The organism is Aestuariivirga sp. (assembly GCF_046294715.1).
Lineage (GTDB): Bacteria > Pseudomonadota > Alphaproteobacteria > Rhizobiales > Aestuariivirgaceae > Aestuariivirga.
Genome location: NZ_JBKBKI010000010.1, coordinates 18,359 through 30,779 on the forward strand (window position 1 = coordinate 18,359; position 12,421 = coordinate 30,779).

The window sequence follows — 12,421 nt, forward strand, 5'->3', positions numbered from 1 at the left end:
AAGAGCCCCCCCACGCCCTTTGATCGGAGAACGACATGCTGATGAATGGAAAATGGACGGAAGACTGGCACCCGGTGCAGGCCAAGGACGACCAGGGCCGCTTCGTGCGCCAGACTTCCTCCGTCCGCAACTGGATCACCCCGGACGGAAGGCCCGGCCCCACCGGGCGGGGTGGGTTCAGGGCCGAGGCCGGACGCTACCGGCTCTACGTGGCGCTGATCTGCCCCTGGGCCTCGCGCACCCTTGTGGCGCGGAAGCTCAAGGGCCTGGAGGAAATCATTGCCGTGACCGTCGTCAACCCTGTGCTGACCAGCCAGGGTTGGGCTTTCGGAGGTTTTCCCGGTGCGGGCGCCGACCCCGCGCACGGCGCGCGCCATCTGCACGAGCTCTATACCCGTGCCGATCCGGGCTACAGTGGCCGGGCGACCGTTCCCGTTCTCTGGGATGAACAGACCGACACCATGGTGAGCAATGAAAGTGCCGACATCGTGCGGATGCTCAACAGCGCTTTCGCCGAACTGGCGCCGGGTGGGCCCGACCTCTATCCCTCCGCGCTCCGCGCAGACATCGATGAGCTCAATGCGGAGATCTATGAAAAGCTGAACAACGGCGTGTACAAGGCGGGCTTTGCCTCGACGCAGCTGGCCTATGATGAAGCGGTGGCGGGCGTCTTTGCCATGCTCGACCGTCTGGAGATTCGGCTCACAAGCGATTTCCTGTTCGGTGAGCGCTTCACCGAAACGGACATCCGCCTTTTCGTCACCCTCATTCGCTTCGACGCTGCCTATCACGGCCTGTTCAAGACCAACCGGAAGCGCATTGCCGATTACCCGCGTCTCTCCGCCTATCTTGAGCGTGTCCTCCGCCTGCCCGGTGTCGCAAGCACGGTGAACCTTGGCCACATCAAGGCTGGTTACTATTCGATCAAGACCCTGAACCCCTCGGGCATCGTCCCGGCCGGGCCGGACCATGTTTCCGCGTTGCTGGATTCCGTCGGCTGACGATGAAGCCGCATTCCATTCACCCCGGGTTACGTAATCTCCCTGGCGTGAGGCAGGCGCGGGTGACACAAGGTCTGCAGGACGGCTGAACGTTCTATTCGGTTCTCTCGTTCAGGAAACGACGAGACCGGCCGCAATGTTGCACCGCTTCGGACAGCTCGAGATCGGAGAGAACGGGCGCTCCATCCGCTTGCAGGGCGTTCCTCCGCTCGTCGATGACGTGCGCAAGGCGAACCAGCGTTTAGAGGACGTGTCCGTCGCCGTTTCCGAGGGCCATGCACCCATTCCCTGCGCCATCGGCCGAGCCCTCGGACGGGAGCAAGCTGTTGCTCGTCGCCGTCGAATACATAACCTTCGAGGGTTCAGCGGCGTTGCAGGGCCACCTGTTCAACGCTGAACTCCTTCTAGAACTGCATGTCGGGGCGTGGAAGCGTAAACCATCGGGTCACTTCGCGGACAACAATCCCTATGCGACCTGCGACGCAGCCGCCGCCAACTGACCGATCGGCCGGGCCCGGGGCCCGGCCGTGTCACGTCTCCGCGCTCGGGGTCACGTACCCCTGGGCTGCAGCCAGGCCGGCAGGAACGATTGGGGTTCCGGCAGTGCCGCGGGATCGATCGCGATCCCGAGATCGGCCAGTTCGCTCACCAGGCTGTGCTCCTTGAAAGCTGAGAGCGTCTCCATGGCGCCGCCGATATGCCGCCCGGCGACGAACACCTGTGGAATGGTGGGAGAGCCCGTGAGCCGATGCAGTGCGGCGCGCATCTCGCCGGCCCGGTTGCCGGAACGCCAAGCCGGCCCGTCGAGATCGACGGAGCGGTAGGCGATGCCGGCGGCGGTGAAGAACCGCCGGACCGACCAGCAGAATTCACACCATTCGAGCGCGAACATGACAACGGGTTCGTTCCGGTTGCGGATGATCCCGTCCAGTTCGTCGATCATTTCGGGCGGGGCATCGGGCGGAGGCGCTGCGGCCACAGCAGCCGCAGGTGCCGCCGCGCGCGGCCGGTCGAAGCGGCACGAGGGCGTCGAGGCGGAGATCGCGCGCTCTTCCTCCGACATGGCTTCGGGAATGTCCGCGAACAGTGGTGTCGAAAGGTAGCGTTCGCCCGTGTCGGGAAGCACCGCAAGAATGCGCGTGCCGGGAGCAGCCTCACGGGCGATGTCGAGTGCCACGGCGAGGGTGGCACCGCTCGAGATACCACAAAGAATGCCTTCGCGCCGCGCCAGCGCATGAGCCGTGTCGAGGGCGTCCCGGCCCTCGACGCCGCGGATTTCATCGATGAGTCCGAGGTCGAGAACGTCCTGCGCGAGCTTGGGGATGAAGTCCGGAGACCAGCCCTGCATCAGGTGCGGCCGGAAGGCCGGGTGGCTTGCATCCTTCGGCTGGGGAATGCCCGAGGCGAGAAGCGGCGAATTCTCCGGCTCGCAGGCAACGATCCTCGTGTGAGGTGCCCGGGCGCGCAGGACGCGCGCCACCCCCTTCATGGTGCCTCCGGTTCCGAGCCCGCAGACGAACACGTCCGGCCCCTTTCCGTCGAATGCCGAGAGGATCTCCTCCGCCGTCGTGATCGAGTGGATGTCGGGGTTGGCCTCGTTCTCGAACTGCCGGGCAAGAAACCATCCGTGGGCCTCGGCAAGCTCGCACGCCTTGGCGAGCATGCCCGTGCCCTTCTCCGATGCGGGCGTGAGAACGACCCTGGCGCCCAGCATCCGCATCAGCTTGCGCCGTTCGATGGAAAAGTTCTCGGCCATGGTGACGACGAGAGGGTAGCCCTTCACGGCACAAACCATGGCGAGCCCGATTCCAGTGTTGCCGCTGGAGGCTTCGATCACCGTCTGGCCGGGGCGTAGCGACCCGTCACGCTCTGCAGCCTCGATGACGCCGAGGGCAAGGCGATCCTTGATCGAGCCCGCCGGATTGAACGCCTCGATCTTGACGCAGACTTCGACGCCCGCTGGTGCGATGTGAACGAGGCGCACCACCGGCGTGTTGCCGATGGTGCCGAGGATCGAGGGGTGAATGTTCATGTCGGCTCCTCAGTTCTGCAGTGCTCTGCGCGGCGATGCACTCGCGAATGGCGGGAACGTCTGCCGCGGAGCGTGCCCAGTGTCAGTTGGCAACTCGGCTTTCATGCAGGCGTTCAGCTCGGCATGCAGCGCCTTCACTCGCTCCATCTCACATTCGAAGCTCGCGATCTCTTGCGTGATCGAGAAGAGCGGAATTGATTGCGCATCTCGCTCCCTACCGTAGGCATCGAGACGCCCTGTGGCAAGCAGGCTGGAGGACAGCGCGTGCGCGTCGAGCAGCGCGTCGGTGATGCCATGGGCGGTCGCGGGATCGCGAAAGAAAGCCGCGTCGCCCACCAGCGCCCAGCCGGGTCCGGTCCGGGCGCGCATGCAGCCAGGAGCGCCCAGGAACCTGCGGAGGCGGAGGTCACCAGAACGACGGATGAGGCCGGAGAGTGCCGGCTCGAAGACCGCCAGCGTTACGGCAAGGCCGGCCAGGGGATCTGCACCGAAACGCAAGGCGAAATCCTCGGGCGGACAGGAGGCGAAGACACAACTCTGTTGCGACGTCGTCGGAATGATGCCTGCGGCGATCCGATCCCCGAAGTACCAGCGGTAGCCCTCGTTCGGCACACCTGAGAAATAGCCGTAAAGCGTTGCTGCGCTATGAGGCGAGGTCGCGAGGGTCTCCACGCCGATCGTGCCTGCGACCGGCGAGGAACGGCCATCGGCACCGATCAGAAGGTCGGTGCTGACCATGAGCCTCTCCCCGCCTGTACCGCGCAGGATGGCACCATTCACCCGCCCCATGTCGTTTGTGAGGCAGTGCTCATAGGCCGTCCCCAGCGCAGCCTCGGCACCGGCGGACACTGCGGCATCGAAGAGCATCCGGTCGAGCAGCCACCGTCGCGGGGCGAGGAGCCCTTCCGCCACGGCGCTTGGCTTGACGGGAACCACCACGCGCTCCTGCCCATACTGAAACCGCGCCTCGCGGACCCATGGCGTCCCGGCCTTTACGAGCGGGTGGATCAGTCCCCATCGTCCGAGCAACTCCACTGCAGGACGCATGAGAGCGTGAGTCGAAAGCGTGTCTCCCAGTTCGGCTTCGCGCTCGACGATCAGCACGCGCGCCCCGGCGGATGCCAGGCCCAAGGCAGCCGCCGATCCGGCAACCCGCCCACCGATGACGACGGCGTCGAAATGTCTTACAGTCATCTTGCTGGCCCCTATGCGGCGGCGCTTATCGCGCGGGCGCTCACCAGACGCCGGGCGAAGGCACGCGCCTCCCGCCCGGCGCCCGAGATGTGCGATGACCGGGCGGTCCGCTGATAGGGAAGACCCATCACATACAGGCCGTTGCCGACGATGCCACCTTCGTGGCGGATGCGGCCCTTGGCATCGAAGACATCTTCCTCGACGAAGCTGTGGTCCGGCGCGGCGCCCGTGGCCCAGATCACGGCTGCAAGGGCACCGCCTGAGAGATCGGCCGAGAGGACCGGTGAACCAGGTACCATGGTGGGCGGAAGGCGTTCGGGAGGTTCGACGAATTCCCCGATGCCCTTGCTCTCGATCCAGGCGTCGATCCGGTCGAGCAGACGGTTCATCTTAAGGTCGGCCGCGGCACAGACATGCGCGAGCGAACCGGAAAACCACGCCTTGCCGCCAGTGACTGCGGCGAGGCGTCCGACGATCTCGACGCCAAGCGCCTGGAGCGAATTGAGATCGACATCATGCTGCGCCGGATCGCCCAGCAACGGCAGGGACGGCAAGCTTCGCACGCGCGCCAGATCCTCGACCTTGGTGAACGGGACGTCCAACACGCCCGTGAGATGCATCCACATCAGGATATCTGACCCACGGTAGCAGCGCGGTAGCCGTCCGTGCTGTCCGACGGCCAGCTTGACCCGCCGGCCGGCGAGGGCGAGCTCCCGCGCAATCTGCAGGCCTGATGCCGAGGCGCCGACGACGAGTACGGCCCCTTCCGGCAGCTGGTCTGGTTTGCGGTAGGACAGCGCCGGAACCTGCATGATCGAGGCGGGAAATCCGTTTCCGCAGGCGGGAAGGCGCGGCAGTGCGAAGGCGCCGGTCGCCAGAACCACGCTGTCGCAGGCGATGGCGCCCTGATCCGTCTGCACGATGTGGCCGTCACCCCAGGTGCGCACGGAGATGACCTCCGTGTGCGTCATGACGGGTGCCGACGTCGCAGCGGCCGCGCGCGAAAGCAGGCCCGCGAAGTCAACTGCCGTCATGTATCCATCGGGATCACGCACAGCCTGGCCCGAAACGCCGTTCATCCAGTTGGGCGTGAGCAGGCGCATGCTTTCCCAGCGCTGCGACAGCCAACTTTCACCGATGCGGCCCCGCTCGATCACCACATGATCGAGCGAGCGGCGGCTGAGTTCGTGGCTCATGGCAAGGCCGCTGTGACCGGCGCCGATGATGACAGTGGTTGTTCTTCTCATGGACATGATGCTCCTTCGGCACGGACATCCATTTGCGTTCTCGCTTGGCGCGCCGGTGTGGCAGCGCGGCGCCGCCGCGCTGGCCATGGTGGTCTGTGGCGGCCTAGGCCACCGAAACCCGCACGTTTCCGGGGTTGGTGATGATGTCGAACACGGCAGAACGCTTCTGCGACTGGGAAACGACGGCCGCGATCTCGTCCTTCGTGGCGTCGGCATCGATGTCGAAGCTGATGCGGACAGCGTTGAAGCCGTTGCGCACATCGGGGTCGATGCCGAGAATGCCATGCAGGTTCATGTCGGCCTCGACCTTCGCCTTCACCGAGCGGAGCTGGATGCCGCGGTGCTGCGCGATGGCCGCAACCCCGCCCGTGAGACAGCTGGCGAGCGCCGACAGGACGATCTCGACGGGGGTCGGTGCATTGTCCGGAGCGGCGAACACTACCGGGTGGTCTGCCTCGACGCTGAAGGGCATCTTGTGCGCCTGCTCGGCGCCCGCTCCGAAGAACGTCTCCATCGTCGAACGGCTGTGCACGCCGCCGAGCCACTCGCAGGAGGCGCGCCAGGTGAACTGGGCAGCGGCCGGCATTTCGGTGAGCACCTTCTTGATGTTGTGCAGCGCGGCGACGTCGACTCCGTTGTCCGCGGTCTTGATGTTGGTCTGGATGTTCATGTCGTTTTCCGTTTCTCAGGGGGTTCATGCTCCCGCGGCATGCTTGCTGCGGCGGCGAGAGGCGATGTAGTCCATGAAAGACCTCCGGGCTTTCCGGTCTTCCTTGGATTTTCTGAGGAATGCCTTGGGAAACCCCTGTCACTGGCAGCGTCAAGACTGCACCGCGGCGTGACAACGGGGCCACAGGTGCTAAATTGCACCTATGAGGTACGTGTCGGAGACCATCGTCATCGACCCGGCAGCGCGTGAGATCTTGGCCTCGGGGGCCGCCGTGCAGGTGGAGCCCAAGGTCTTCGATCTGATCTTGCACCTCGTCGAAGCGCGGGACCGCGTCGTCACGAAGGACGAGCTCGTTTCGGCCATTTGGCAAGGCCGCTTCATTTCCGATGCGGCAATCTCGAGCGCGGTCAGCGCCGCGCGTCGGGCGCTCGGAGACAGTGGTCAGCAGCAGCGTATTCTCCGGACCTTTCACGGGAGGGGGTTCAGATTCATCGGTCCGATCGTCGAGGTCCAAGCGGGAGAACAGGCTGCTCCATCCTTGACCGGCCACAACGATATCCGCCAGGTGATCCAGTACTGCCGCAGTGCGGACGGGACGCGCCTCGCCTATGCGCTCGCAGGTTCAGGACCGCCGCTGGTCAAGGCCGCCAATTGGCTGCATCACCTGGAGTTCGACTGGGAAAGCCCGGTCTGGCGGCACTACTTCGCCGAACTCGCTTGCCTGAACACGCTTCTGCGATATGACGGCAGGGGCATGGGCCTCTCGGCATGGAACGTGACCGACTTCAGCCTCGAGAGGCAGGTTGAGGATCTCGAGGCGGTCATCGCCGCTTCAGGTTTCGAAGACTTCGCGCTCCTCGGCATTTCACAGGGATGCGCGAAGTCGGTCGTGTTCGCCGCCCGGCACCCCGAGCGGGTGAGAAAGCTGATTCTGCTGGGCGGATACGCCCGAGGCTGGAAACACCGCGACGACAAGGACATGTCGGTGTTCCGCAAGGCCGCGATCGAATTGATCCGCGTGGGCTGGGGAAGAGACAATCCGGCCGTCCGCCAGATGCTCACGACCCTCTACATGCCGGACGCACCCGCAGAAAGCCAGTCCTGGTTTTCTGACCTGCAAAGAAAGACCACCAGCGGGGAGAATGCCGCCGGTACGATCGATCAGCACGGCGACATCGACATCCGGGACGTGCTCGGGAAGGTGAAGGCGCCCACGTTGGTGATCCATTCGCGCCATGACGCGGGCGTGCCATTCGAGCAGGGACAAGAACTCGCAGCCGGCATTCCGGGCGCGCAATTCGCGGTGCTCGACACCACGAACCATATCCTGCCCGCAAGCGACCCCGCCTGGCACCGGTGCGCCCGCCTCATCCGCGAATTCCTGGCCGATTGACTTACCATTCGGGATTGCGTCCATCTTCACTGCCCTCGAAAGAGGCCGCAGAATGCCCGTCTCTCCGGTAGGGCTCGACATAGGCCATGCCGAGCGCATGGCCGTAGGCCTGCGCCAGGGTGGCGAAGAGCATCGGGATACTGAACTTCGGCGTCGCCTGTGCGAAATCGACGGCGCGGCGGGAGCGGACTGGAGCGATGGCAGTGAGATCGGTCATTGTGGCTCTCCGTGAATGACTGCGAGATTGCCGCCTGCCCGCCTGAAAATCCCAATCCGCGACCTGAAGAAACCTGAAGAGTCCTGTAGGTCGTCATCAGGGCTGAAATCTGCTAGACTCTGAATTCAAGGGGGTGATGGTCTTGCACTTCGGGCCATACAGGCTGATGCGCCAGGAGCGGGCGGTGGAGGGGCCGGCGGGATCGGTGTCGCTGTCCGCCCGGTCTTTCGACATTCTGGTGCTTCTGCTCAGCAAGCCCAGCCAGGTCGTCAGCAAGGACGAGATACTTTCAGCCGTATGGCCGGGCGTCGTCGTGGAGGAGAACACGCTTCAAGTCCACATCTCCGCGTTGCGAAAGGCGCTGGATCAAGGCATGATCGTGACCGTCCACGGCCGGGGGTACAAGTACGCGGGGCCGGTGCCCGCAGAAGCCGCTTCCAGTGAAGTTCCGGTCTCCATGGGCCCCGACCGCAAACCCGTCATCGCCGTACTGCCATTCGAAAACATGAGCCTCGATCTTGGCGAGCAGTACTTCAGCGATGGAATGACCCAGGACATCATCGATCGCCTGACGCGCTTCCGCATGATCTCGGTGGCCGGCCAGCGTTCAATGGGTGCAATTCGCGGGATGGGTGATGACATCCGGTCAATCGCGGCCCAGTTTGCGGCTGATTACATTGTGACAGGGAACATCCGGCGCTCGGAGACCCGCATCCGCATTGCCGCCCGGCTCACCGATTGCCACACGGGAAATGCCGTCTGGGCGCAGCACTACGACCGCCCCATCCAGGACCTCTTCGCCGTCCAGGACGAGGTGGCATCCCTGATCGCGAGCATGCTGATGGGGCGGGTCGAGGCAGAGGCCGCGACCCGCCACCCGGTGGTCAGCCACAGCCTCACCAGCTACGATCTCGTGCTGAGGGGAATCTGGCACTTCAAGAAACTGACCGTTGCAGACAATGAGCGCGCTGCGGAGCTCTTCCAGGCGGCGCTCGACATCAATCCTCTCAATGCCGAGGCGCTCCGCTGGCTTTCCTCCTGCTGCATCAACAGATGGTTTACGACCCACGACCGCAGCCAGCTGGCCATGAGCGTGAAGCTAGGCCGTACGGCTGCCGAACTCGATCCCGCCAGCGCCCTCTGTCATACCGCCCACGCCTTTCCTCTCATCTGGTCAGAGGGATGTGAGGCAGCGGCATCGGTTTACCGGAAGGCCCTTCAGGCCAATCCCGATGATCCTCACGTCTTGGCGGAAATGGCACTCGTCGAATTCTACAGGGGTAACCTGCCATCTGGCCACAAGCTGCTGGACGAAGCGGAAAGACTGAATCCGATGCCTCCCCTATGGTACGCCGAGTTTCGAGCGATCGCAGCCTTCGCCGAGGGGCGCTACTCGGACGCCTTGCCAAGTTTCGCCGCGGTTCCCGAATGTGTGTTCGACAACACCTATATGCTCGCCTGCATGGGTTATCTCGGAACTGCCGATGGTTTCGAGAAAGTGATAAAGCGGGTCCGGGAGTCTGGGTGGAACCTGCGGCAGGTTGCCGCCGATGAGCCCTTCAAGTATCCGGCCGTGCGCGAGAGGCTGCATGACGGCCTCACACGCGCGGGTATCACCTGGGGTTAAGCAAACCGACCATGAGTTAGTGACCTCCATCCCGCGTCGTGGGTGTGATTTCATCAAGCAGCCGGCGGATTCTTTCCAGCCCCTCGGGGGAAAGCGCCTGCTGCGGAGGCACTGGGACGCCCACGTCGTATCCGAGTTGGTTCAAGCCCCCCTTGATGCAGGCTGCAAGATTGTAGGCCGCGAAAATTTCATTGAAGCTCCACAGTTGCCGCTGGATTCTCATCGCCGCATCCCAGTTGCCGCGCTGACAGTGCTGGTAAAGAGCAACGCTTTGGCGAGGCACCAAGCAGGCTGGCCCGGCCATCCAGCCCTTGCCGCCGATCATCATCACGCAAGCGGGAATGTGGGAGGAAGCGGCAAAGACCTGCATGCGCCCGCCGACCCGATTCATGATCGACAGAAGCCGGCCGGTGTTCTGCGAAGCGTCCTTGATGTAGGAGATGTTGGGAACGTGGCTCAAAGCCTCGATAGCGCCGAGTGAAAGATCAGAGCGCTGGAAAGCAGGGTTTGTGTAGAGTACGATCGGCAGGCGGATGGCCGCGGCAATGGCCTTGAAATACCGCACGACGCCCTCTTCCGCTATCGGGAAATAGGACTCGAGCATGGCGATAACGCCATTGCAGCCGAGATCCTCCATTTCCTGAGCCTGGCGAACAGCTTCGGCAATCGTCGTCGCCGAAACGCCGGCGACCACCGGAACACGCCCGGCCGAAGCAGAAACGACGACCTCCACGATGCGCCGCCGTTGTGCCCATGTAAGATAGGCGAACTCACCAGTTGATCCCAGGGGCGTAAGCCCATGTACGCCCGCCGCCACGAGATCCAAGCAAAGGCGATGCAGCACATCTCCCATGACGTCGCCTCGGGGGCTGACGGGAGAGACCAGATAGGGAAAGACGCCGTGGAATGTCTCCTCGGTCATGGTGCCTCCCTTCATGGATTCTTCACGGCAAGGGTTCGATATTCTGGTTGAGCCTGAAAAGATTGCCGGGGTCGAATCGGGCCTTGAGCCTTTGCAGCCGCCGGAACTTCTCCGCACCATAGGCCTGTCGCGCCACGTCGCCACCGAGATCGGCCTGTTCGTTCACGTAATTGCCGCTCATTGACACGGAAGCGAGCCTTGCCGCCGTGTTCCTCCCCCAGGCGATGCAGCGCGCGTCGTCGGCGGGATCGTCCCACACCGGCTCGACGATCCAGTAGTAGTTGGCGGCGCGGCCCGTATAGGCCGCGCTTTCGTCCGAGAGATCAGATACGGCGCCGCCGAGCTGAAGCGTGTAGATCTCGGTATGAACGGTAGGTGAGGAACCCGCTGCCCCGATCATGGCGGCGATCGCGTCGTCACTGAGGTCATGCAGAAACCCACCCTTGGCATAATATCGCCTGCCCCACCGGAAATGCTCGTCAGACCGGCTTTGGAAGGCAAGAAAGTCCGTCAGCCCATGTTCGCCCTCGCCCCCTCTGGCCAATTGTCCGAAGCGCCGAATGGCGGAACCCGCCGATTGGAGGTCTCCGCAATGGAAGGCCGACACTGTCAACCCGTCCACTGTGACCGTGAAAGCCGTGGATAGATCACGCGGCACCTCGGCGGCAAGCTTGCGGTAAGCGCGCAGCGCCACCTCAACTGAATCGCGCGGATAGGTCCAGCGCCCCGTCGTGATGGGCCCCAGCTCATGCATGCGGAACGTGAGGCTGGTGACCACGCCGAAATTGCCGCCGCCACCACGGATCCCCCAGAACAATTCTGGTTCTTCTTCGGCGCTGGCGTGCACCGCTGTTCCGTCTGCCGTGATCAGGTCGGCGTCCATCAGACTGTCGATGGTGAGCCCGAAGCGGCGACTGAGCCACCCCATCCCTCCTCCCAGCGTTAGACCTGTTGCGCCGGTGTGGGACACCACGCCGGCGGGCACCACCAGACCGAAGGAAGCCCCTGCCCTGTCGAGGTCACCAAGCAGTGCGCCTCCCGACACGCGTGCCGTACGGGCCCGCGGATCGACGGTTATGCCGTTCATCAAGCCGAGGTCGAGGACGACCCCGCCATCGCATGTGGATAGTCCGGGAAGGCTGTGGCCACCGCACCTGATCGCCAGTGGCGCGCCATCCGAGGCAACTGCATCGATCGTTCTGCGGACGTCTGCGCAACTGCGCGCCCTTACGATCACTTCCGGCCGACGGTCAGCGGTGCCGTTCCAGACACATCTCGCGCCATCGTATCGAGGATCACCCGGAAGGATCATTTCGCCCTCCAACCCTGAAGCGCTCAGTCGCCGGACGAGAGACGATGCATTCATGGCCGGTCTCCTGCACTGTGTTTTGCGAGGCGAGAGGAGTCAGGAATGGCAATGCTCGAAATACCGCTTGCGGCAAGCGCGAACTGCCGCCACACCGGCTCGGGCCGATGGCAAGAGAAAATATCCGGTCAGACTAACAGGAATACGCAGTATTGATAAGCAGCCAATTACATTAGATCTTGCTTTGTGCTCGCGTGCAATTTTCAGGTGCGACACGGGAGCAACCACACGTCTCTTGCAGAGGTCTGTTCCATGATGATCCGAAAGGCAACGCTAGCGGATGCTGACCAGGTCTGGCGTGTCATCGGGCCGGTCTTTCGTGCCGGAGAGACCTATGCAATTGAACCAGACATTTCCCGCGAACACGCCCTTGCCTACTGGCTCGGAAGCGACAGGCACACATTCGTGTACGACTCGGGAGGTTCCGTCCTCGGCACCTACTACATTCGCGCCAACCAGGCTGGCGGCGGAAAGCATGTCTGCAACTGCGGCTACATCACGGCTCCCGGCGAATCCGGGAAAGGCATTGCCCGGCAGATGCACCTGCACTCTCTGGCCCAGGCGAAGCAGCATGGTTATCGAGCGATGCAGTTCAACTTCGTGATCAGCAGCAACGAACGAGCAGTCAGGCTCTGGCAATCGCTGGATTTCGCGATTGTCGGAACCCTCCCGGGCGCCTTCCTGCATCCGCGACTTGGCCTTGTTGACGCCTATGTCATGTACCGCCGACTGTGAGGGAGAGCCGGTTTGCG

The 12,421-nt window shown here is 63.6% G+C and carries 12 protein-coding genes; 5 read left to right on the forward strand and 7 right to left on the reverse strand.

From position 1 onward, the window contains the following. Nucleotides 1-35 precede the first annotated feature (35 nt). On the forward strand, nt 36-1,001 hold the full coding sequence (locus ACK4HL_RS09055) for a glutathione S-transferase family protein (protein WP_409758949.1): 966 nt from the start codon (nt 36-38) through the stop codon (nt 999-1,001). Between the two features lie 326 nt (nt 1,002-1,327). After that, nucleotides 1,328-1,501, forward strand: coding sequence for a hypothetical protein (locus ACK4HL_RS09060; RefSeq protein ID WP_409758952.1), 174 nt, complete (start codon nt 1,328-1,330; stop codon nt 1,499-1,501). 50 nt (nt 1,502-1,551) lie between these two features. Here the strand turns inward: ACK4HL_RS09060 and cysK are convergent, their stop codons facing one another. The 4 genes from cysK to ACK4HL_RS09080 form a co-directional block, all read right to left on the reverse strand. Continuing rightward, complete coding sequence (gene cysK / locus ACK4HL_RS09065) at nt 1,552-3,033, reverse strand: cysteine synthase A (protein WP_409758955.1); 1,482 nt, start codon at nt 3,031-3,033, stop codon at nt 1,552-1,554. A 9-nt stretch (nt 3,034-3,042) separates the two neighbouring features. Further along, the gene (locus ACK4HL_RS09070; protein ID WP_409758958.1) at nt 3,043-4,227 is read right to left on the reverse strand and encodes an NAD(P)/FAD-dependent oxidoreductase; all 1,185 of its coding nucleotides are present in this window, start codon (nt 4,225-4,227) and stop codon (nt 3,043-3,045) included. An 11-nt stretch (nt 4,228-4,238) separates the two neighbouring features. After that, nucleotides 4,239-5,474 carry an FAD-dependent oxidoreductase gene (locus ACK4HL_RS09075; protein ID WP_409758961.1) on the reverse strand — a complete coding sequence of 412 codons (1,236 nt, stop codon included), beginning with the start codon at nt 5,472-5,474 and terminating at the stop codon, nt 4,239-4,241. 103 nt (nt 5,475-5,577) lie between these two features. Then, on the reverse strand, nt 5,578-6,144 hold the full coding sequence (locus tag ACK4HL_RS09080; RefSeq protein WP_409758964.1) for an OsmC family protein: 567 nt from the start codon (nt 6,142-6,144) through the stop codon (nt 5,578-5,580). A gap of 271 nt (nt 6,145-6,415) precedes the next feature. On the opposite strand from ACK4HL_RS09080, the gene ACK4HL_RS09085 reads away from it, so the two are divergent. Beyond that, on the forward strand, nt 6,416-7,537 hold the full coding sequence (locus tag ACK4HL_RS09085) for an alpha/beta fold hydrolase (RefSeq protein ID WP_409758967.1): 1,122 nt from the start codon (nt 6,416-6,418) through the stop codon (nt 7,535-7,537). A 1-nt stretch (nt 7,538) separates the two neighbouring features. On the opposite strand, the gene ACK4HL_RS09090 is transcribed toward ACK4HL_RS09085, so the two are convergent. Beyond that, complete coding sequence (locus ACK4HL_RS09090) at nt 7,539-7,754, reverse strand: hypothetical protein (RefSeq protein ID WP_409758970.1); 216 nt, start codon at nt 7,752-7,754, stop codon at nt 7,539-7,541. Between the two features lie 136 nt (nt 7,755-7,890). Between ACK4HL_RS09090 and ACK4HL_RS09095 the strand changes: the two genes are divergently transcribed. Then, nucleotides 7,891-9,381 carry a winged helix-turn-helix domain-containing tetratricopeptide repeat protein gene (locus ACK4HL_RS09095; protein WP_409758973.1) on the forward strand — a complete coding sequence of 497 codons (1,491 nt, stop codon included), beginning with the start codon at nt 7,891-7,893 and terminating at the stop codon, nt 9,379-9,381. Nucleotides 9,382-9,397: 16 nt separating this feature from the next. Here the strand turns inward: ACK4HL_RS09095 and ACK4HL_RS09100 are convergent, their stop codons facing one another. Together ACK4HL_RS09100 and ACK4HL_RS09105 are read right to left on the reverse strand one after the other, a co-directional pair. Then, nucleotides 9,398-10,303 (reverse strand): dihydrodipicolinate synthase family protein, encoded by a 906-nt coding sequence (locus ACK4HL_RS09100; protein WP_409758976.1) that lies wholly within the window; start codon nt 10,301-10,303, stop codon nt 9,398-9,400. A 22-nt stretch (nt 10,304-10,325) separates the two neighbouring features. Then, nucleotides 10,326-11,669, reverse strand: a complete 1,344-nt coding sequence (locus tag ACK4HL_RS09105) for an FAD-binding oxidoreductase (protein WP_409758979.1) — start codon at nt 11,667-11,669, stop codon at nt 10,326-10,328. Nucleotides 11,670-11,921: 252 nt separating this feature from the next. On the opposite strand from ACK4HL_RS09105, the gene ACK4HL_RS09110 reads away from it, so the two are divergent. Then, entirely contained in the window at nt 11,922-12,404 is a 483-nt protein-coding gene (locus tag ACK4HL_RS09110) for an N-acetyltransferase family protein (RefSeq protein WP_409758982.1), read from the forward strand. The last annotated feature ends 17 nt before the right edge of the window (nt 12,405-12,421 follow it).

What these genes read in the sequence shown, in the direction of transcription:
- ACK4HL_RS09110 (WP_409758982.1), top strand. Translation starts at nt 11,922, where the DNA reads ATGATGATCCGAAAGGCAACGCTAGCGGATGCTGACCAGGTCTGGCGT.
- ACK4HL_RS09055 (WP_409758949.1), top strand. Translation starts at nt 36, where the DNA reads ATGCTGATGAATGGAAAATGGACGGAAGACTGGCACCCGGTGCAGGCC.
- ACK4HL_RS09075 (WP_409758961.1), bottom strand. Translation starts at nt 5,474, where the DNA reads ATGAGAAGAACAACCACTGTCATCATCGGCGCCGGTCACAGCGGCCTT.
- ACK4HL_RS09080 (WP_409758964.1), bottom strand. Translation starts at nt 6,144, where the DNA reads ATGAACATCCAGACCAACATCAAGACCGCGGACAACGGAGTCGACGTC.
- ACK4HL_RS09095 (WP_409758973.1), top strand. Translation starts at nt 7,891, where the DNA reads ATGGTCTTGCACTTCGGGCCATACAGGCTGATGCGCCAGGAGCGGGCG.
- ACK4HL_RS09090 (WP_409758970.1), bottom strand. Translation starts at nt 7,754, where the DNA reads ATGACCGATCTCACTGCCATCGCTCCAGTCCGCTCCCGCCGCGCCGTC.
- ACK4HL_RS09070 (WP_409758958.1), bottom strand. Translation starts at nt 4,227, where the DNA reads ATGACTGTAAGACATTTCGACGCCGTCGTCATCGGTGGGCGGGTTGCC.
- ACK4HL_RS09100 (WP_409758976.1), bottom strand. Translation starts at nt 10,303, where the DNA reads ATGACCGAGGAGACATTCCACGGCGTCTTTCCCTATCTGGTCTCTCCC.
- cysK (WP_409758955.1), bottom strand. Translation starts at nt 3,033, where the DNA reads ATGAACATTCACCCCTCGATCCTCGGCACCATCGGCAACACGCCGGTG.
- ACK4HL_RS09105 (WP_409758979.1), bottom strand. Translation starts at nt 11,669, where the DNA reads ATGAATGCATCGTCTCTCGTCCGGCGACTGAGCGCTTCAGGGTTGGAG.